The organism is Kordia jejudonensis (assembly GCF_001005315.1).
Lineage (GTDB): Bacteria > Bacteroidota > Bacteroidia > Flavobacteriales > Flavobacteriaceae > Kordia > Kordia jejudonensis.
Map to the genome: position 1 here is coordinate 79,303 of NZ_LBMG01000021.1, position 21,769 is coordinate 101,071.

At 34.4% G+C, this 21,769-nt stretch carries 18 protein-coding genes; 8 read left to right on the top strand and 10 right to left on the bottom strand.

Annotation, left to right across the window (positions count from 1 at the left end):
- Positions 1–174: 174 nt before the first annotated feature.
- A complete protein-coding gene (locus AA089_RS11635; RefSeq protein WP_046757117.1) occupies positions 175–1,290 on the top strand; it encodes a helix-turn-helix domain-containing protein in 1,116 nt (371 codons plus the stop codon).
- Between the two features lie 294 nt (positions 1,291–1,584).
- Positions 1,585–2,373 carry an SDR family NAD(P)-dependent oxidoreductase gene (locus AA089_RS11640; RefSeq protein ID WP_046757118.1) on the top strand — a complete coding sequence of 263 codons (789 nt, stop codon included), beginning with the start codon at positions 1,585–1,587 and terminating at the stop codon, positions 2,371–2,373.
- 62 nt (positions 2,374–2,435) lie between these two features.
- Here AA089_RS11640 and AA089_RS11645 read toward each other — a convergent pair whose 3' ends face one another.
- Positions 2,436–4,670, bottom strand: a complete 2,235-nt coding sequence (locus tag AA089_RS11645) for a polyribonucleotide nucleotidyltransferase (protein ID WP_046757119.1) — start codon at positions 4,668–4,670, stop codon at positions 2,436–2,438.
- 164 nt (positions 4,671–4,834) lie between these two features.
- Entirely contained in the window at positions 4,835–5,104 is a 270-nt protein-coding gene (gene rpsO, locus AA089_RS11650; protein ID WP_046757120.1) for a 30S ribosomal protein S15, read from the bottom strand.
- Between the two features lie 238 nt (positions 5,105–5,342).
- Between rpsO and AA089_RS11655 the strand changes: the two genes are divergently transcribed.
- A complete protein-coding gene (locus AA089_RS11655) occupies positions 5,343–6,170 on the top strand; it encodes a hypothetical protein (RefSeq protein WP_046757121.1) in 828 nt (275 codons plus the stop codon).
- Between the two features lie 84 nt (positions 6,171–6,254).
- Here AA089_RS11655 and accD read toward each other — a convergent pair whose 3' ends face one another.
- The 4 genes from accD to tamL form a co-directional block, all read right to left on the bottom strand.
- Positions 6,255–7,112, bottom strand: a complete 858-nt coding sequence (gene accD / locus AA089_RS11660) for an acetyl-CoA carboxylase, carboxyltransferase subunit beta (protein ID WP_046757122.1) — start codon at positions 7,110–7,112, stop codon at positions 6,255–6,257.
- Between the two features lie 348 nt (positions 7,113–7,460).
- Positions 7,461–8,528, bottom strand: coding sequence for a class II fructose-bisphosphate aldolase (gene fbaA, locus AA089_RS11665; RefSeq protein ID WP_046757123.1), 1,068 nt, complete (start codon positions 8,526–8,528; stop codon positions 7,461–7,463).
- Between the two features lie 320 nt (positions 8,529–8,848).
- Positions 8,849–9,943 carry a DUF695 domain-containing protein gene (locus AA089_RS11670; protein ID WP_046757124.1) on the bottom strand — a complete coding sequence of 365 codons (1,095 nt, stop codon included), beginning with the start codon at positions 9,941–9,943 and terminating at the stop codon, positions 8,849–8,851.
- 228 nt (positions 9,944–10,171) lie between these two features.
- On the bottom strand, positions 10,172–12,712 hold the full coding sequence (gene tamL / locus AA089_RS11675; RefSeq protein WP_046757125.1) for a translocation and assembly module lipoprotein TamL: 2,541 nt from the start codon (positions 12,710–12,712) through the stop codon (positions 10,172–10,174).
- A 38-nt stretch (positions 12,713–12,750) separates the two neighbouring features.
- Between tamL and AA089_RS11680 the strand changes: the two genes are divergently transcribed.
- Entirely contained in the window at positions 12,751–13,476 is a 726-nt protein-coding gene (locus tag AA089_RS11680; protein ID WP_046757126.1) for a TrmH family RNA methyltransferase, read from the top strand.
- 215 nt (positions 13,477–13,691) lie between these two features.
- On the opposite strand, the gene AA089_RS11685 is transcribed toward AA089_RS11680, so the two are convergent.
- The 3 genes from AA089_RS11685 to ubiE all read right to left on the bottom strand — a co-directional run bounded on the left by AA089_RS11685 (position 13,692) and on the right by ubiE (position 15,810).
- Positions 13,692–14,240, bottom strand: coding sequence for an NADAR family protein (locus tag AA089_RS11685; RefSeq protein ID WP_046757156.1), 549 nt, complete (start codon positions 14,238–14,240; stop codon positions 13,692–13,694).
- Between the two features lie 116 nt (positions 14,241–14,356).
- Positions 14,357–15,076, bottom strand: a complete 720-nt coding sequence (gene porT, locus AA089_RS11690) for a type IX secretion/gliding motility protein PorT/SprT (protein WP_046757127.1) — start codon at positions 15,074–15,076, stop codon at positions 14,357–14,359.
- Between the two features lie 5 nt (positions 15,077–15,081).
- A complete protein-coding gene (gene ubiE, locus AA089_RS11695; RefSeq protein ID WP_046757128.1) occupies positions 15,082–15,810 on the bottom strand; it encodes a bifunctional demethylmenaquinone methyltransferase/2-methoxy-6-polyprenyl-1,4-benzoquinol methylase UbiE in 729 nt (242 codons plus the stop codon).
- Positions 15,811–15,971: 161 nt separating this feature from the next.
- On the opposite strand from ubiE, the gene trkA reads away from it, so the two are divergent.
- The 3 genes from trkA to AA089_RS11710 all read left to right on the top strand — a co-directional run bounded on the left by trkA (position 15,972) and on the right by AA089_RS11710 (position 19,159).
- The gene (gene trkA, locus AA089_RS11700; RefSeq protein ID WP_046757129.1) at positions 15,972–17,321 is read left to right on the top strand and encodes a Trk system potassium transporter TrkA; all 1,350 of its coding nucleotides are present in this window, start codon (positions 15,972–15,974) and stop codon (positions 17,319–17,321) included.
- A gap of 9 nt (positions 17,322–17,330) precedes the next feature.
- Positions 17,331–18,821 (top strand): TrkH family potassium uptake protein, encoded by a 1,491-nt coding sequence (locus tag AA089_RS11705; RefSeq protein ID WP_046757130.1) that lies wholly within the window; start codon positions 17,331–17,333, stop codon positions 18,819–18,821.
- A gap of 104 nt (positions 18,822–18,925) precedes the next feature.
- Entirely contained in the window at positions 18,926–19,159 is a 234-nt protein-coding gene (locus AA089_RS11710; protein WP_156168983.1) for a hypothetical protein, read from the top strand.
- A gap of 574 nt (positions 19,160–19,733) precedes the next feature.
- Here AA089_RS11710 and AA089_RS11720 read toward each other — a convergent pair.
- On the bottom strand, positions 19,734–20,915 hold the full coding sequence (locus AA089_RS11720; RefSeq protein ID WP_046757133.1) for a pyridoxal phosphate-dependent aminotransferase: 1,182 nt from the start codon (positions 20,913–20,915) through the stop codon (positions 19,734–19,736).
- A gap of 100 nt (positions 20,916–21,015) precedes the next feature.
- Here AA089_RS11720 and AA089_RS11725 point away from each other — a divergent pair, with 100 nt between their 5' ends.
- Entirely contained in the window at positions 21,016–21,741 is a 726-nt protein-coding gene (locus AA089_RS11725) for a hypothetical protein (RefSeq protein WP_046757134.1), read from the top strand.
- Positions 21,742–21,769 lie beyond the last annotated feature (28 nt).

A 21,769-nucleotide genomic window follows, 5' to 3' on the forward strand; every position in this document is an offset into this window, starting at 1 on the left:
GATTTCGGACATTAAATTTTACTAAAAAAACAAAATTTAATGGTTAGTTTCAACGAGACATAATTTTGTAATGTAGTGATGTGAAACATGATTCCCTTTTTTATAGCATCAAATAAAACTCAATTTTTTTTCAATTATAGTTTGAGTTTCCTACATTCACAATAAATAAAATGAATGGGTTCCAATTTTTTTAATTTTTTATTGATTGCAGGAGCGATTCAAGGATTTATCTTTAATGGTGTTACGTTATTGTCACAAAAAAAGATAGATAAGGTTATTATATATCTGAATCTTACCGTTTTTTTCTTATCGTTAAACAATCTTCAAGCGTGGCTAATTGCCAAAGAGTTTCGATTTGATATGTTCTTTCTGCGACAGTTTTTAGTGCCTTGGTATATGTTTATCATGCCCATGTTTTACATGTTTTTAATTCATTATTTAAAAATTCAAGAACGTGTAAAAGGTTTTTTACATATTGCAATAACTCTTTTTGTCATAGAATTGATAGCGCGGACTTTTTTTATCATAAATGCTACAGAAAATGATGTTTTAGCCATAAAACAATATACATCTATTGAAGAAATTGCAAACGCTACCTTTGCTATTGTACTCTTTGTAAAATGTCTTCGAATTGTATTTAAACAGAGTAAACTCCTAGATTTTATTGCGAATTACGATGATATCAAATGGTTGAAACGTTTTTTAATTCTTGGCGGATTTGTCATCACGTTTTGGATCATTGCTATTGTTTTGAATAATTATTTTAATGATTTACGCGCGTATTATCCGCTTCGTTTGGCAACTTCAATATTGTTGTATTGGATTGGTTATCAAGGATTTTTTAGATATACATTGGTAAATGATCGTATTTTATTGCGAGGAAAATTAGCAGAACTAAAACCTGAAACAACACAAAAAGAAGTGCCGCAAACAGACAGCAATTTGTCTGAAAAACACCAACAATCATTTTCAACGATTGCAGCGTATATTGTAAATGAACAACGATTTTTAGATACTTCTTTGAGTTTAGAACAACTTTCGGACGAATTGAATATTAGTGCTGGACATTTGTCAAAATTGATCAATAGTTACAGTGATTATAACTTTTCGGATTATATCAATTCGTTACGCATCGCGCAAGCAAAGGCATTGTTAAAAGATGATAATTTTGATAATTATACCGTTGTTGCGATTGGATTGGAATGTGGATTTAACTCGCGTTCTACCTTTTATACAGCATTTAAAAAATTTACCGATCAAACACCTTCCGAATATCGTAAAGCACATTAATTTGTCTTAAATTTTCATTCGATGAAGATTTAGGACATGCTACAACTTTATATTTTTTCATAGCATTACATGTCTTTTTTTCTTTAAAAATGCACGAATTACGATGGCAATTTTTTCTGTAAAGAGTAGTAAATACAGATTGTTCAAGTGCTTTTACTTTTTATATTCCAATTCTTATTTCATCTATAGAACTATTAAAAATACATCCGAATAATTCTGTCGGTTACTATTTCGGATATCGAAATTGATAATCAAGGCTACATTCGTTTCATAGAAATTTTAAAACCGTTTACTATGAAAACCGTTAAGAAAACAGCCTTAGTTACGGGCGCTGCTTCTGGATTAGGATTTGAATTTGCAGTATTGTTGGCAAAAGACAACTACAACTTAATTTTAGTAGATATTGATGTGGAAAAATTAGGAATTGCAATGACAAGTATTAGAATGATTTCAGATGTGCGCATCAAAGTTATTATTAAAGATTTATGTGAAATGAGCAGTAGCGAGGAAATTATGATGGAAATAGGAAATACACCGATTGATGTTTTGATTAATAATGCTGGATTTGGACTTTTTGGTAAATTTTCAAATACCAATTGGGAACGCGAATCTCAAATGTTGCAATTGCATGTGTATACCACTACGTATTTAACAAAGTTACTCTTGAAACAAATGCAGAAAAGAGGAAGCGGTAAAATATTGAATGTTTCCAGTTTGGCAGCATTTCAACCTGGACCTTTAATGTCTTTATACTATGCTAGCAAAGCGTATATTTTATCATTTTCTGAAGCTATTGCCAATGAATTAAAAGGTACAGGAATTACGGTAACTGCTTTATGTCCTGGACAAACAAATACAGGATTTCAAAAAGTAGTCGCTGAAAGTTGTACTGAGAACACACTAAAATTTAATATGGCGTGTCCAAGAGCTGTGGCAAAATATGGATATGGCGCAATGCAACAAGGGAAAACAGTTGCTATTCCTGGGCAATTGAATCGATTGTTATCAAATATTCCAAGATTCATTCCTAGACGCTTGGTGACTATGATTGTTAGGCGATTGCAAGAAAGTAATCGGGAATAAAATGAAGCAAAAAAACGCCCCGAAATTTCGAGGCGTTTTTTTAATATATATGATAAATTGAATTATTTATCTTCTCTTGGTTTTCTGTCTTCACGAGGTTTGCGATTATCTCTTCCTCTGTTGTCACGTCCGCCAGAGCGTTTGTCGTCTCTTGGTGGTCTAGCAACATATCCTTCTGGTTTCGGTAAAATAGCTTTACGAGAAACTTTATCTTTTCGTGTTTTTGGATCAATACCAAAATATTTCACGTCTAAGATTTCTCCCATTTTAACTACATCACTTACGTTATCGGTACGTTCCCAAGCCAATTCAGAAATATGTAACAATACTTCGTTTCCTGGTGCTTCTGTATATTCTACAACAGCTCCGAAATCTAACATTTTTACAACTTTTACTTCGTAAATGCTTCCTTTTTCTGGTTTGAATGTAATAGAATCAATCTTCGCTAATACGGCATCAATTCCTTCTTGATCAGTTCCTAAAATTTCAACAATTCCTTCTTCTGTAACTGGATCTTCATTAATTACAATTGTCGTATTCGTTTCTTTTTGTAATTCCTGAATTACTTTTCCACCAGGACCAATTAATGCGCCAATATAATCTCCAGGAATTGTTCTTGTGATCATTTTTGGTGCATGTGCTTTTACGTCGCTGTTTGGTGTCGCAATTGTATCCGTTAATTTCTCTAAGATGTGTAAACGTCCGTCACGTGCTTGCTGTAAAGCATTTACAAGAATTTCGTATGACAATCCTTTTACTTTGATATCCATTTGACACGCAGTAATTCCGTCAGCAGTTCCTGTAACTTTAAAGTCCATATCTCCTAAATGATCTTCATCACCTAAAATATCTGAAAGTACCGCATACTTTCCAGAATCAGCATCAGAAATTAATCCCATTGCAATTCCAGAAACAGGTTTCTCTAATTGAACACCAGCGTCCATAATTGCCATAGTACCAGCACAAACAGTTGCCATAGAAGAAGAACCGTTCGATTCTAATACTTCAGATACAACACGTACTGTGTAAGGACAATCGTCAGGAACCATACCTTTTAAGGCACGTTGCGCAAGATTTCCGTGTCCTACTTCACGACGTGATGTTCCACGAATTGGTCGTGCTTCACCCGTAGAAAAAGGAGGGAAGTTATAGTGTAAATAGAAACGCTCTTCACCTTCAAAAGATGGCATGTCTATTTGGTTTGCTTCTCTAGATGTTCCTAACGTAACTGTTGCTAATGCTTGCGTTTCTCCACGTGTAAAAATTGACGAACCGTGAGTTGATGGTAAGTAATCTACTTCACACCAAATTGGTCTAATTTCGTCAGTTTTACGACCGTCTAAACGCAAACCTTCATTAAGCGTCAAGTCACGAACCGCTGCTTTTTCCGCTTTACGGTAATATTTAGAAACTAAATCGCCAAAATCTTCTAATTCTTCTTCTGAGAATGTAGCTGTGATTTCTTCTTTAATTTCTCCAAAAGCAGTACTTCTTTCATGTTTAGCAGAACCAGCTTTTGCTACAGCATATACTTTATCATATGCCATGTCGTATACTTTTTTCTCTAAATCAGCATCTTCTCTTTCAGGATCGTACTCACGAGTTTCTTTCTTACCGAACGCTTCCGCTAAACGAAGTTGTGCCGCACATTGAACTTTAATAGCTTCGTGTGCAAACTTGATAGCTTCTGTCATTTCTTCTTCAGAAATCTCATCCATTTCTCCTTCTACCATCATTACAGAATCAGCAGAAGCACCAATCATCATATCGATGTCAGATTCTTCTAATTGTGCTCTTGTTGGGTTGATGATAAATTCTCCATTAACACGTCCAACTCTAGCTTCAGAAATTGCACATTCAAATGGAAAATCGGATAATTGAATAGCTGCAGAAGCTGCTAAACCAGCCATTGCGTCTGGCATTACATCATCGTCATGAGACATTAACTGAATCATCACTTGTGTTTCTGCGTGATAATCTTTTGGAAATAAAGGACGTAATACACGGTCTACTAAACGCATTGTCAGTACCTCACCGTCACTTGGTCTTGCTTCTCTTTTGAAGAAACCACCAGGATAACGACCAGCTGCTGCAAATTTTTCGCGGTAATCAACTGTTAAAGGTAAAAAGTCAACATCGCTTTGCTTGTAGTTAGAAACCACTGTACATAATAACATACATTTTCCTGATTGTACAACTACAGAGCCATGCGCCTGCTTTGCTAACTTTCCGGTTTCGATAGAAATTTCTCTTCCGTCACCAAGGTCAATGACCTCTCTAAAAACTTTTGGAATCATAAATTTTTTTTAATTCTAATTAAACAAAGGTCGTTGTGTTGTTGTGTGTAGTTGTTGTTTTGACCCAATGAAAAACCAGTAATTATAGCTTTTTATTACTTTTACAATACGTGTAAAAGTGTACTTATGTATATTAAAAAAAGAGGCACGAAGCCTCTTTCTTTTTATTTTCTTAGTCCTAATTCTTTTACGATTGCACGATATCTTGTGATATCCGTTTTCTTTAGATAATCTAGTAAGCTTCTTCTTTTACCTACTAACATTACTAGAGAGCGTTCTGTGTTGTAATCTTTACGATTTCTCTTTAAATGCTCCGTTAAGTGATTAATTCTGTGCGTAAATAACGCGATCTGACCTTCTGACGAACCTGTATCTGTAGCAGATTTTCCGTGCTTTGCGAAGATTTCAGCTTTAACTTCTTTAGTTAAGTACATGCCAATATTGTTTTAATAATTTTTATGTATTAATACGTTTCTCGTATCAAGTCGCAAATATACTACTATTTTTTAGATTCCAAATTAATATTAAACCTTTTTGATTCTGTAAAGTCTTAAGATTATAAATGTTAAAAGATGTTAATAAGAAATGATTAAAAATTATTAGTTGGCGCCAAACTAGTGCTTTTTAATACACTTTATGTAACAGAATTAAAAACTTTAAAAACGAAAACAGATGAAAACCACATGCAAACAACAATGTATAATTTTAGTTTTAGTAGCGAGTCTCTTTATGTTTACTGCTTGTCAAAATGAAGATACAACTTCAGACGCCGTAGAAGAAGTTGCTATCGATGATCAATTGGCACAACGAAGCGCAGAAATAGATTTAATTGCAGATGATATCGATTTTATTGTAGAAGAAGGTTTTATAGAAGATGAAACCTATATTTATTTTTTACCAGATTGTGTTACGATTACAACACAAATTAGTTCAGGTTTTAGAGAACGTACGGTAGATTTTGGTACTGGATGCGAATTGCCAAACGGAAATCTTTTAAGCGGAATGATTACCATGAGTCATGAAGTAGATTCAGATCCTGCACGAAGAACCGTATCCGTAACATTTACCAATTTTGAACGTAATGGTGTTTCGGTTGAAGGAACGCGAAGTATTGAACGTGTGTTAGCAAATACTGCTGGAAATCCGCAAGCGACAGCAAGTGTTGATATGCAGGTAACTTGGCCAAACGGGGCAACGTATACACGTCAAGGAACAAGAGTTCGCGAGTGGATTGAAGGTTTTGGATCAGGAACTTGGAGCGACAATGTATTTTCGATTACAGGAAACGTAACAACTACAAATATTTTAGGAAATACCTATGCAGCCACCATTACAACGGCATTGCGTAGAGAATTGGTGTGCGCATTTATTGTAAGCGGAACTATTTCATTAAGCAGAAATAATGACACAGGAACTTTAGATTTTGGAAATGGAAGTTGCGATAACGAAGCAACTTGGACCAATCCGAGTGGAACTGTGCAAACGATTTTTTTAGATTAGCAATCTTTATTAGTTTAGTTTTAATCAATAAAAAAGGCATTCTGTTGGGAATGCCTTTTTTTGTATTTGTTATTCAAACAAAAATTACGCACGAATTGGCTCATTTTGAATCAAGTCGATGTATAAGTTAATTTTGTTTTTGAGTTCTTTTCTGTGTGAGATAAAATCTAAGAATCCGTGTTCTAATAAGAATTCTGATGTTTGGAAACCTTCTGGTAAATCTTTTCCTGTAGTATCGCGAACAACTCTTGGTCCTGCGAATCCGATTAAAGCACCAGGTTCTGCAATATTAATATCTCCTAACATGGCAAATGAAGCTGTTGTTCCACCAGTTGTAGGATCTGTACATAATGAGATATACGGAATTCCTGCATCTGCTAATTGTGCTAATTTTGCGGATGTTTTTGCCAATTGCATTAAGGATAATGCGGCTTCCATCATACGTGCGCCACCTGATTTTGAAATAATCATAAATGGAACGTTATTTTTTAAGGAGTAATCTGCAGCACGTGCAATTTTTTCTCCGACAACACTTCCCATAGAACCTCCAATAAATGAAAAGTCCATAGCAGCAATAACCAAATCTTTTCCTTTCGATTTTCCAACGGCTGTACGAACAGCGTCTTTTAAACCTGTTTTTTCTTTGGCAGCTTTTAATCGGTCTGTATATTTTTTGCTGTCTTCAAATTTTAAAGGATCTTTTGAAGTTAAGTTTTTGTCTAATTCTTTAAATTTTCCTTCGTCGAAGAGTATTTCAAAATATTCTGTACTTCCTATACGAACATGGTATCCATCTTCAGGACTAACGTAATAGTTTATTGCTAATTCTTCCGAATCTACAATTTTTCCTGTTGGCGATTTGTACCAAAGTCCTTTAGGTGTATCTCTTTTTTCCTCCGTTGAGGTTTGAATTCCTTTTTCTTTTCTTTTAAACCAAGCCATAATGATCTAGGAGTTACGATGTTTGCTGTTTTTGATTGTGTGTTGATCTCAAAAACGCTGCCATCGATTAGTTAGTTTTATTGTTTCACTAGCCAACAAAATTACTGTTTTTTTTCAATAAATAGAATATTTGCTTTTGCTATCTGTAAAACAGCCAGTTTTAGTCGTAAAAAAACCTCGTTTATATACTATGTTTAGTGTAAACGAGGTTTGTTTTTTCTTGGCGTTAGGGATTGCGCAATTTGTCTGAGCTCTTTTGTAAAATGGATTCCTGCCTGCGCAGGAAACAGTTTGTAAAAAGCGAGTTGCAAAAGCCCGACCCCAAAGGGTAACGCCCAAATTATGTTATTATAACGTATTTACGTTGTTTAAGTCCTCAAAAGCTTGTTTTAAACGCGTTTTGAATGTCAATTCGCCTTCACGCAACCATTTTCTTGGATCGTATGTTTTTTTGTTTGGAATGTCGTCTCCATCAGGATTTCCAATTTGTTGTGCCAAGTAGTCTTTTTTCGTAAGCATGTAATCGCGAATCCCAGACATGAACGCAAATTGTAAGTCAGTATCAATGTTCATTTTGATGACTCCGTACCCGATAGCTTCTCTGATTTCTTCTAATGTAGAACCTGAACCTCCGTGAAATACAAAGTCAATATGATTGTGACCTACATTGAATTTTTCAGAAATGTGTTCTTGCGAATTTTTTAAGATTTTTGGCGTTAGTTTTACGTTTCCAGGTTTGTATACACCGTGCACGTTTCCAAAAGCAGCAGCAATGGTAAAGCGTGGACTTACTTTCATCAACTCTTCGTATGCATAAGCAACTTCCGCAGGTTGTGTGTATAGTTTTGAATCGTCTACATCACTGTTGTCAACTCCATCTTCTTCACCACCAGTAATTCCTAATTCAATTTCTAGCGTCATTCCCATTTTGCTCATGCGCGCTAAGTATTCTTTACAGATTTCGATGTTTTCTTCTAGTGGTTCTTCCGAAAGATCGATCATGTGTGAACTGTATAATGGTTTTCCAGTTTCGGCAAAGTGCTTTTCGCTTGCGTCTAATAAACCGTCAATCCAAGGCAATAATTTTTTAGCACAGTGATCTGTATGTAAAATTACAGGAACTCCATAGGCTTCTGCCATTTCGTGTACGTGTCTTGCACCGGCAATAGAACCTGCAATGGCAGCTTTTTGGTTTTCATTGCTCAATCCTTTTCCTGCGTTGAATTGTGCGCCTCCATTTGAAAATTGTATGATGACAGGAGCATTGAGCTCAGCTGCAGTTTCTAAAACTCCGTTAATTGAGTTAGAACCAACAACATTTACTGCTGGTAGTGCAAAGCCTTTTTCTTTGGCTAGTTTAAATATTTCTTGTACTTCGTCTCCAGTAGCAACTCCTGCTTTGATATTGTGACTCATCGTCTTAGTTTTTTTGTTTGGATTACAAAAGTAATAAAAATGTGAAGAGTTTTTACGTAGTTGGCAATTTTAGAAGTTATAGCAAAGCGACTTTTACGAATTTGATAATTTTCGTCGTTTTTTAACTTACATTCCTGTTAAAATGTTTGTGTTTTTGTAGAATTACTGATTTGTTTTTGATGATTTTTTGAAGAAATAAATGCTTGTTTTCGAATGGTTTGAAAGCGCAAACGTTTTAGTGTTTCAGTATTTTATAAATTGAATGCTAGATTTTGAATTTTTATGCTAAATGTTCTATTTAGAAATACCGTAGAAATTGATTACTCTTGCATAAATCGACGAAACGATTGCCAGTATTTGTCTTTGTAGATTTCAAAATCGATTTTAATTTTATCCTGATACGTTTTCTTGATCTTATCTAAAACTTTTGAAGGTTTCCTAAAGTCAATACACGCAAAGTAAATTTCACGTACAGATTCTGCCGTTTGTCTTCCGATATTTAGATATCCATCAGCATCTTTTAGTTGTGCCACAATGTTGTCTTCTATTTCGCTTAGCAATTCGTAATCGTCATCAGTTGGCAGTCCATTGTTGTTTGCTCCATCATAGTTGAGTTCTACATGCACAATCCAAGGATGTGAAGCTTTGCTGTCCCAATTGAGTAATTCGGCGTTGATGATGGCAAGTAATGGCAGTCCATTTTGCAGCGTTCCTTCCATTGCAGCGTAGTTGTCGTTTTCCGTATTGTGACGTGTTCCCTGATATTTTTCAATGAATTCTTTTTCGCGCCAAATGAGAAAGTCTTTGAGTTTTTCAAACGGAATTAGTTCTTCTGTGGCATCTTTGGTGTTTATAATATCAAGGTTGTCAATAGTGGTCACTGTTTTTAATTCTCCCAAAAATATATCTAAGGCAATGTACATTCCGTTAAGCATGGAAGTTCTGTTTTCTTCATTGTACGCATCGTGCGTAATGATGATGTCAATTTCGTCGGGCATTTCTGGATGATTTATTGCATAAAATTGTAAGCTCGTCTCATCAAATTTGTATCCGTCAATATTTACACCTAATTTACTAACGTCAGAAGGTTGTTTGAGTGCCGTAATTTTCCAATTGTTCATTTTTGGCGCGGCAGCCACTAATTCTTCTACAAAAACAATATTTTTAGTGATGCCATCTGCGGTAAGAATTAATTCGGCAGTTGTATCTGTGTACATTCCTGCTAAAAACCAAAATCCTTCTCTTAGTTCATTGAGTTTTGGCGATAGTTTCTCAAAAAATTGTGTATGAATATCATCTTGATTTTTTAATACTTTAAAGAATTTCTTTTCGTGTTGTTGAAACCAATTCCAGAAATCTGCATAGGAATGAATTGGTTGTTCTTTTTTACTAAATAATGATTTGAAGAAACTCATATGTGTTTTACTTGAATTGATTGTGAAAAAGATACTGTTTTTAGATGAAAAAACCGAACTACTTATTGAACTCGTTTAAACTTTTTTAATTCGCTAAAAAATTGCTCTTTTCAGACCTATTTTTACCTTTTTTTCGTTCCGTAGCGCTGCTATGAAACTCAAAAAAGCTGTCAACAGCACTTAAAACTGCTAATTTTCGTCTGAATCCGAAAAGTTTAAACGAGTTCGTTAGAAAGGATAGTTAATTCCTATATTGTATACCGCGTTTCCAAAGTTGTAATCTTTGAACCAACGATTGCCGAGTTCATATGCGGGATCATAGGTTTTGAAACCTACATCAAAACGCAATACGAAGAAACTGAAATCGTAACGCAAACCGAAACCAGTTCCCAGTGCAATGTCTTGCAACGATTCGAAACCATTAAATTTTCGATCTTCGTCTTCAATATCGTCTAACGCATTCCAAATGTTTCCAGCATCGGCAAATAATGCGCCTTTGAAACTTCCGAACAAGTCAAAACGATATTCTATGTTTGAGGTGAGTTTTAAATTGGCTTCGTTGAAATCTAAGATGCTTGCCGAACGTCCCGGTCCCAATTGATACGCTGCCCAAGCTCTGTTGTCATTGGATCCGCCACCAAAATAACTTCGTACGAACGGAATGTTTTCAGAGTTTCCGTACGGAATGGCAAATCCGAAAAATGTACGAAATGCCAATACATCACGCTTTTCCGAAATTTCCCAATGCTTGATGAAATCAAATTCTGTTTTTACATATTGCGAATACGGAACACCAAAGAGTTTGTATTTTCCACGATCATTTTTTTCAAGATTTGCTACGTTGGCAATTGTAGATAAAAGGTTTCCTGCGAGTTCTACTTTTGTTCTAAATTGATAAAACGTATTATCTGTAATACTTTCTTTGGTATTGTGTGTAAAGTTGATGTTTGAAGCCGCAATGAGGTTGTCTTGCGTTAAGCGAAATTGTCGTTGTTCCACACTTAATACCGTAGAGAGTTCGCTTGGAGTTACAGGAAACGTATTAGACACAACATCTTCAATAAAGGCATCTGCTTCTCCTGAAGCGATATTTAGAGAAGCATCTTGATCGATATAGTTAGAACTTACTGCAACCGAATTTAAACGATCATAGGAACTTTGATATACGTTAAAATAGTTACTCGAATTCAAGTTTCGGATGAATTGAAGGTTGAACAATTCTAAACTAAACGAATTCTTTTTGTTTGGTGTCCAATTGTAACGAATTAATCCTGTGAAATTTTGTCGATCCAAACCAATATTTTGTTGCACACTCGTTCCTAAAGAAACAACGGTGGTTGGCAACATGTATTTTGGAATAATTTTCTCCGTATTAAACGGAAAGAAAAAACGAGGAAAGTTCAACTTAATATCTGCTCCAATTTCAGAAATATTAAAGAATTGATCTTCCGAATCGGCAACATCTTTAGAAGCTCCTAAAGTTCCACGCGCAGAAATTTCAAGCGTTTCCGCGCCACGAAATACGTTTCGGCTAATTAACGACGTACTAAACGAAAAACCGTAATCTTGAATGTTAGAGTGTGTAATGTCAATATCAAAACCTAGTGAAAACTTTTTTCTTGGCGTCAAATATATATCCGTAACCAAATCGGTTAAGCTATCATTATCATATTTGTATTGAATATTGGGATACTTAAACGTTCGTAAATTGCTAATGTGTTTGTACGTTAATGTTCTGTCGTTATCTCTATAAATTTCTCCTGGATTGATAAAAATTGCATCTGTAATTGCCTTTGGGCGAATACGAAGTTTATCATTTGAATAAATGGTAAAGTTTTTATACGTTACTGAATCTACATAGGTTTTTTGAGAATTTTCATAGGTGTAATCCGTGTAAATATTTACTTTTTTAACCTTGTGAACTTTGTATTCTTTTTCAATGATAGTATCATGTTCACGTACTTGCAAATTGTTCACTTTTAGCGCAACTGCCAAGTCGTAATCTCTGTTAAGCGTATCGAGTCCGACAGTAGGTTTGATAGAGTTTAACTGAAAATTATAAATTCCAGAATTTCGAAATAAAACCGTCAAGCGTTCGCGTTCATTGTAAAAGTCACTTGTGTTAAATTGATTTCCAACTTTAAGAAACGATTTGTCTTTGCTGAGGTTGTAAATAGAGTCTAAGTCGCGCGATGTAATAGTAACCTGCAAACTATCAATCATGTATGGTTTTCCAGTGTCTATAGTATAATCAATACTTGCTCTTTTTTCTTCTTCCGAAGGAATAATATCGTATTTCGCGGTAGCGTTAAAGTAGCCTTTGTTTTGATAGTATACTTTTAAGCGTTTGGTTGTTTTTCTTGTTTTTACAGAATCTATAATTACGGGAGCTTCTCCTGTTTTTTTCAACCAATTGTTAAAACCTCTTTTGTAGTTTGCCATTTCTCTAACTTGTTTTTTAGAGTAACGTCGTTGCAGGCGTTCGTAGCGTTTTGGGTTTTCGGTGAGCCAAGCATTGAAAACGGAATCTGGATTTTGTCCTGCTAAATTGTAAATGTTGAGTCGCAATGGATAATTTAAGAAACGGCTGTTTGGTTTTTGATACATTTGACTCAGCGCATTGACATCATTTGATTTTTCGCCATTTACCAATAATGTATTTTTTACAAGCAATAATTCGTCATCTTTTACACGCTTGATAGAATTACAAGCGCTCATCAAGGTGGCAATTATAATAAATAATGATATTTTTGCAAAAAAGGATTTCAATAAGAGGTGTTTTTCGAATTCAAAATTAAACTATTTGCATGATTAGCAAAAGACAAATAAAAATAATAAACAGCTTACAGCAAAAAAAGTACCGAAAATCTACAGGACTGTTTGTTGCGGAAGGTAAAAAGGTCATTCAAGAGTTTTTAAATTCCAATTTTGAACTGGATTCGCTATTTACAACCGACGAACATTTGTTTGCTCTAGACTCAAAAGTAACTGTTATTTCTGAAGTTGAACTTAAAAAAATAAGTTTCTTAAAAACACCGAATAAAGCGCTGGCACTTTTTAAGATTTCTGATGCTGCAAAAGTTGATCCAAAAGGGTTAATTTTAGCACTTGATGATGTACGCGATCCAGGAAATTTAGGCACTATTATTCGTTTGTGTGATTGGTTTGGTGTACAACAACTTATCTGCTCGCTTGAAACGGTTGATTGTTACAATCCGAAAGTAATTCAAGCAACAATGGGTTCATTGACACGTGTGAATATTGTGTACACAGATTTGAAAAATTATCTAGCTGAAACCAATTTGCCAATTTTTGGAGCGTTTATGGACGGAAATAATGTCTATAAAGCAAACTTACCTAAAGATGGAATTTTGGTTATGGGAAATGAAGCCAATGGTGTTTCCGAAGAAATTTCAAACTTGATTACAGAAAAAATTGCCATTCCACGTTTTGGAGACATGCAACAAACGGAAAGTTTAAATGTCGCGATGGCAACGGGAATTTTGTTGAATGAGTTTAAGCGTTCAAATTAATTTGAAAATTCAGATACTTTTGAGATTCTTCAAAATATAGCACATAAAATTTCCTTGTAATTAAAATATATTTTGATAGAAAATACCTTATGGAGTCATCGAGATTCCTATGATACAAATAGTTTTCAAGTGTTCTCGATTGCGATCGAACTGGTAAGATTTAAGTATTCAGAATTTTATGTGTTATATTCATGACTTTTTATATTGAACTTACGTTAATTATGTTTTGTTAGTAAATCTCTAACTTCCATAAGTGCATAGCCAAGTAAATTAAGACCATTCCAATGCTGTGGATTTTTAGCATTTTCATCATGCTGATCCAATCCGATTCCCCAAATACGATCAACGGGACTGGCTTCAACTAATATTCGATTGTTTGTATTTATTAAGAATTCAGATAAAGCAGGATTTTGACTAAATTTATTTAGATTTCCTTTTACTACAATATCAAATCTGTGTTTTTCCCAGATCTCTTGATTGAAATTACGAACCTTTCTACCAAGATCTTTTGCCTCTCCTGGTTTATTACACATTACTATTTTTTGATAGATTTCTTGATCATTAAATAATAAAGCCTTTTCAGCCATCATGTAATGTTCAGTAGTTTTGAAAGTTATTCCATCTACTTCAAATGAAGATTCATACCATTGACTAAAGCACGATTTGGTAATGATATTAGATTTTTTGTGTCCCCAAAAGAATAAAAACTTTAAGTTTTCACCTGTTGCTAATTGCGCTATTATTTTCTCATTAGTGTATTGCATGGGATTTGTGTAAGCGAACATCTATTTAATTTGAAAATATGTTCATTAGATAATGTCTAAGAAGCAAAATTTTCGGAATGTCATTCCGCACGTGTTGCGGAATCTATGTGCAACTACTACTGAAACGTAAAGTTGATAAATATTCCGCGCGATTGCATTTTCTGAATGTTACTTGTCCACGGACTGTTTGGGTCATCATCACGTACCAATTCGTCATTCAATGCAAAAACACCACGAATAGAAGGTGTAAATTTGAAGTAATACAAATAGAAATCAACTCCAAAACCTAATTCATAGTAATAGGTTGTACGTTTCATTCGAAACTGATTATTACTATTGTCATCAGGATTATTTTCATTGCTAGATAAATTCAACGAAGTCGAAAATCCTCCCACAATAAATGGCTTGATATTGTTGATACGTTTGGTTCCAATTTTTAACAACAATGGAATGTGTACGTAACTCGATTTTACTTCCCGTTCACGATCACTTATAGACGTTAATCCATAACTTTCAGGGTACACTAGGTTACGTGTGGTAAAGAAAATTCCTGGTTCCAGACGTAGATTCATGTAGTTATTCAACTTTACATCACCAACCAAACCAACATTAAAACCTGTTGACGGTTTTAGTGCAACCGCATCTGCGTTTGTATTGTAGGTAAATTTAAAGTCGTAACTGTTAAATCCTAAAAAATAACCCCAAGTCAGCAAATTATTGTCAATTTGTCCTTTTCCACCACTTGCGTCATTACGGACTTTTTTCTTGCTAAATAATTGAGCAGAAACAGATTGCAGTGCAAAAACACAACATATGATTACTAAAACTTTCTTCATAAAATCTATTTTGTTGCGGTGTAAATAGTCGCTACACCAAACGTTTGTGGTTTATCTTTCACATCTATAAACCCAATTTTTCGTAAAATATTGTTGAAGTTCTCTCCATATGGAAAAGCAGCTGCTGATTCTGACAAATATCCGTATGCAGAATTGTCTTTAGAAAACAGTTTTCCAATTAAGGGTAAAATATTTCTTGTGTAAAAATTATAGAATTGTTTGAAAGGCGTTTTTGTGGGAACAGAAGTTTCCAATACGACAAAAATCCCCGTTGGTTTTAATACGCGTAGAATTTCTGTCAAACCTTGTTCTAAATTTTCAAAATTTCGAACGCCAAACGCAACTGTAATTGCATCAAATGAATTGTCTTCAAACGGAAGTTTTTCGCCATCGCCCAACACCATTTCAATTTTATCATTCAGTGCTTTCTTTTTAATTTTCTCTTTTCCAACTTCTAACATTCCTGGCGAAATATCCAATCCAACAATGCGTTCTGCATTTGTTTCTGCTAAGTTGATTGCCAAATCGGCTGTTCCTGTAGCAATGTCCAAAATGGTTTTTGGCTGTTGTTGTCCAACTAATTTCACTACTTTTTTTCGCCATTTAATATCAATACCAAAAGAAATTACACGATTCAGTCCATCATAGTTCTTTGAAATCGTATCAAACATCTCAGTAACTTGTTCTTTTTTACCCAGATTTGACTCTTTATATGGTGTTACATTCTTCGACATATAGAAAATTTTTGCAAATATAGACATTCCTAGGATGATAGTTGGTAGCTTCGTCCTATATTTTGTAATAGTTGTACAAATCTGATCTTCAATATAAAAACTATACCTCAATACTGGCTTTTTTGTCGTATATTTGTACGCTTTTTCAATAAGAAAACTCGATGAAAATTATAATTGCAGGAGCTGGTGAGGTTGGATATCATTTAGCAAAACTCCTTTCTTACGAATCTCAAGATATTACCCTGATAGACTGCGACAAAGACAATCTTACGTACGCAGATACACATTTAGATATTCGTATCATTAAAGGTGATGCAACTTCTATCAACGTTTTACGAGACGCTAGAGTTGCTACCGCCGATTTGGTAATTACCGTAACTTCTTCGGAAACTACAAATATTACCATTTGCGTATTGGCGAAACAATTGGGTTGCAAACGAACAATTGCACGTATATCAAACACTGAATTTATTGATAATCAGGAAGAATTGCGTTTCAAAGATTTAGGAATCGATGAGTTGATTTCTCCTGAAAAGTTAGCTGCTGCCGAAATAAAATTATTATTAGATCAATCAGCATTTAATGATAGTTACGAGTTTGAAGATGGCGCCTTAACGATGGTTGGTACTACGCTACAACGTACCGCGCCGTTTGTTGGGAAAAGTGTGAAAGAAGCTGCAAATATTTTTCCAGAATTGCATTTTGTTCCTATTGCTATTCAACGATTTGGAACACAATATACATTAATTCCACGTGGCGATACTTTGTTTAAAGAAGGCGATCAAGTATACTTTATTACATCAAAAGGTGGAGTGGAAGAGTTGTATAAATTGATTGGAAAGATCAAAGAGGAAATCAAAAATGTAATGATTCTTGGTGGAAGTAATATCGGAATCAAAACGTCTAACGATTTGTGCGATAATAGATTCAATGTAAAGTTGATTGAAAAAGATAAAACCAAAGCATTTGAACTGGCAGATGATCTTCCGAATGCATTAATTATTCATGGTGACGGACGAAATGTAGAACTACTTGAAGAAGAAAGTATTTATGATATGGATGCTTTTATTGCTGTGACTGGAAATTCGGAAACCAATATTATGTCTTGCTTGGTGGCGAAATCGAAAAATATTCGAAAAACCATCGCGCTTGTTGAAAACATGGATTATTTCCAATTGTCACAATCTATCGGAATTGATACACTCATCAATAAAAAACTACTTGCGGCAAACAATATATTTAGACACATCCGAAAAGGAGATGTGGTCGATATGACGCGACTGAACAATATGAATGCAGAATTGCTCGAATTTATTGTAAAGCCGACATCTCGCGTATGCGGAAAAAAAGTAAAAGACTTAGATTTTCCACGATCGGCTATTATTGGCGGCGTTATTCGTGAAGGCGAAGGATTGATTGCTTTGGGCGATTTTAGGATTCAAGAAAAAGATAGAGTTGTCGTATGTAGTCTTCCAAGATCTATAAATAAAGTAGAACGCATGTTTCTATAACGAGCACTGATGAGAGTTAATTATAAAATCATTTTTCATTTGATGGGACTACTATTACTTTGTAATGGTGGTTTTATGTTTTTAGCAACATTGGTTAGTTTTCTGTATAAAGACGGCGTTACGCTAGAAATGTTTTTAGCAGGATTGGTAACTATTATTGCAGGGTTACTTTTTATGTTAACAACACGCGATCATAAGAAGGAAATTAAAAAGCGAGAAGGTTATATTGTGGTAACTTTCGGCTGGATTTTCATGTCGCTATCAGGAACATTTCCATATATCTTTACAGATGTAATTCCAAATTTTACCAATGCATTTTTTGAAACCATGTCAGGTTATACAACCACTGGCGCCACAATTTTAGAAAAAATTGAAGGATTGCCCGAAGGTATATTATTCTGGCGAAGCTTAACACATTGGATCGGCGGAATGGGAATTATCGTCTTAGCCATTGCTATTTTACCATTGCTAGGCATAGGAGGCATGCAGTTATTTGCAGCAGAAGCACCAGGTCCGAGCGCCGACAAATTGCATCCAAGAATTACGGATACTGCAAAGCGTTTATGGCTAATTTATGTTGGATATACAGTTGCGGAAACCATTTTACTCAATTTAGCAGGAATGTCCTTTTTTGATGCTATCAATCACTCGTTGTGTACCTTGTCTACGGGAGGATTTTCTACAAAAGATGCCAGCATAGCATATTGGAACGGACAGCCAATTATACAATACATCATCATTTTATTTATGTTCTTAGCAGGAACAAACTTTATCTTGAGTTATTTCGCCTTCAAGGGGAAAATTCAAAAAATTATAAAAGATGAAGAGTTTAAAGTATATGCAATTCTTACCTTAATATTTACGGTTATTGCAACAACAATTATTTATACACAAACAGATGTACAGCCTTCTGACTATCATCCGATGGTTTGGGGCGAGCTAGAAAGCGACTTTCGACATTCGTTATTTTCAGTCATTGCGGTCATTACCACGACTGGTTTTGTAACGGCAGATTTTACTTCGTGGACGACATTTTTAACGATTTTCTTTTTTGGTTTAATGTTTCTCGGAGGTTCTGCAGGTTCAACATCTGGAGGTGTAAAAGTGGTACGACATTTATTAATGATTAAAAATGGTTTGTTAGAATTCAAACGAACATTGCATCCAAGAGCAATTATTCCGGTGCGATATAACAATAAATCTGTTTCGGAACATATTGTTTACAACATCTTAGGATTCTTTATTCTATATATGTTACTCTTCATTATTGGTGCATTGGTCTTAGGTTTTGTAGGATTGAATTTTGAATCGGCTGTCGGTGGAGCTGCTTCTTCTTTAGGGAATGTAGGACCTGCTTTGGGCGACTTGAATCCGCTTAAAAATTACAACTCAATTCCTCCATTTGGGAAATGGTGGTGTGCATTTTTGATGCTTCTAGGACGTTTGGAATTATTTACCGTTTTAATTCTTTTGACGCCATTCTTCTGGAGAAACCGTTAGTTTTCAATGGTTTAAAAATTGTAATTTTATATTTTTTTTAAAAAATGTGTAACAAATTATTTGTTGATACGTCATACTTATATATCAATCAAAAAACAATCATCATGACATCAACACATCAATTACACGTAAATTCAGTTCCCATCGAAATGTATCAAGAAGATACAAACGATTCACAAAGAGGTTTATTAACGTCAACGTACAAGCAACAAATTCGATCAAATCGTTCTAGTTTGAAGCAACGTATTAAGAAAAGTCAATATCAATTAACTTCTGTAACTGGAACAATTCTTAAAATTTCAGTATTTGTAATCGCGTATATTATCGCTTTTATATAGAAATATTGAAAAAAAGGGGAAAAATCCCCTATAAAAGGGTTTTTTAACTTCAAATGTTTTGATCATCTTTACATCAGTAAAAAAAAGAGATTTAAAACACAATGCGAAAAACAGTTAACTTTCTGGAATTTTGTTTATTAGCAACTATATTATTGCTAACAAGCACAGTAGTTATGATTTTTACAAACATGGACGTTTCTGCTGAAACACAAATAGCAAAAACATTGTTCGGTATCGATTTAAATTATTGCATTGTTATCTTTTACGCCTTCAATTTATTTTTATTCTTCGGAATTAAAGAATTTTTTTGGCGATACGAACGCAAGTTCCCAAATACCATTATTTTATCTAGTGGTATTATATTGACGATTTCACTTTTAATACTTAATATTATATAGTTAGTCTCAATCAAGACAAAAAAAGAGCGTCCTTATCAAACGCTTTTTGTCTTACACAAATTTTCATATTGCGTAAAGGTGTATGAAAACAAAGTGAAAAATCCTTTTTAGTTTAACGAGCTAAAAAAAAGCTGCTTTTCTAGAAAAGCAGCTTTTTGCGTTTGTGTATATTTTTTTTAAAGTACATCTTTGATTTGCTGAATTGCAGCTCTTAATTGTTCTTCCGAAGCAGCATACGAAATACGAATACAGTTTGGATTTCCAAAGGCATCTCCTGTTACCGTTGCTACATTGGCTTTTTCTAACAAATACATTGAAAAATCCGTTGCATTGTTAATCGTTGTTCCGTGTAATGTTTTTCCAAAAAATGATGATATATCAGGAAATACATAAAAAGCACCTTCAGGCGTGTTAACATTAAATCCTTCAATTTCTCTTAAGAGTTCTAAAACAATATTTCTGCGGCTTAGAAACTCATCTATCATGTACTGAATTTTATCTTTAGAAGCTTCCAAAGCAGCTATTGTAGCACGTTGCGCAATACAGTTGGCACCACTTGTAACTTGTCCTTGAATTTTATTACACGCTCTTGCAATTGCTGTTGGAGCGCCAATGTATCCAATACGCCATCCAGTCATTGCAAATGCTTTTGAAACACCATTTACTGTGATAGTTCTATCGTAGAGCGATGGAATTCTTGCAATACTAAAATGCTCTTCTGTAAAATTGATATGTTCGTAAATTTCGTCAGAAACGACATAAATATTCGGATGTTTTTCTAAAACTGTTGCCAAAGCCCGTAATTCTGCTTCGCTGTATACAGATCCACTAGGATTGCATGGCGAACTAAACCAAATCATTTTTGTTTTTGGTGTAATAGCCGCTTCTAATTGTTCAGGAGTCATTTTGAAATCTGTGTCAATAGAAGTTTCTACTTGTACAGGAACGCCTTCTGCCAACTTTACAATGTCGCTGTAACTTACCCAAAACGGAGCTGGAAGAATTACTTCGTCGCCGTCATTTAATAACACTAAAGCTACATTTGCTAACGATTGTTTTGCTCCCGTAGAAACGACAATCTGAGAAGCATCATACGTAAGTTTATTATCAAGTTCAAATTTGTTGATAATGGCAGTTTTTAAATCTGCATATCCGTCTACTGGCGTATAGCTGTTGTAATTATCATTAATTGCTTGAATTGCAGCATCTTTAATAAAATCGGGAGTATTAAAGTCAGGTTCTCCCAAACTTAAACCAATAATATTTTTCCCTTCGTTTCGTAACTCTCTAGCTTTCGCTGCCATTGCTAACGTAGCCGAAGTTGACATGTTTAATACGCGCTCAGATAATAGTGCCATTGTTATGTTGTGTTTAATCTATATATAATAACTCAATTGTGCGAAATTAGTTATTTTTGGTTTAGGATAATAAAATAGTTAGCAATAATAACAATAAGAAATGACAAACGAAGAAAAGTTGAATTCAGAGGAGTATTTTGTGCAAACTGTAACAACTCGAATAGTAGAAACCAAAAAACGCCTAGATCGTTTGGTGTTTTTACTGATTTTGATAAGTGCTATTGGAGCTATTTACTATAAAAATCCGCCAGAAAGTTTCAATTTTTTGGTTTCTAAAATTACACCTTTAGGCTATCATTTAGGAATTGTTTTTGGCTTGTTGGGCGTATTTGCTTTAATTGGATCAAAGTTTATTGATTATATCATCAAGCGAAGAAAGATAGATGATTATTTACTTCAGAATCATTTTTTGTTGGAGAATTACAAGCGTAATTTTATTCCGTTTCCTGAAGAGATTTCTGAAAATGAAATTGAATTGAACAAGCTGCATTATATTTCACGAACTGTTGTTCCAAGTTCGTTTTATGAGTTTTTCTACGCCTTATTTATTGCAAAAAAAGATTTGCGTTTTCAGTCAGCTATGGTGTTAATAGCAATTTTTATGTTTGCGCATGCGGTTTCAATAATTCATGCAATACGTATTTGTGAAGGAAATTGGAAATTTGGCGCAGTAGCTTTTTTAGGTATCGCTTATTTTGTATTGTATGTTGGTTTTATCAATTCCATACGAAAATACAGAGAGAAACTTGCTGATAAAGGATTTACTTTATGTTTGGTTTCAGGTATTGCAACTAGTATTGTGTTGTTGGTTTTGTATTTTATTTAAACCAAAAAAAAAGTCTACAAAAGCAGAC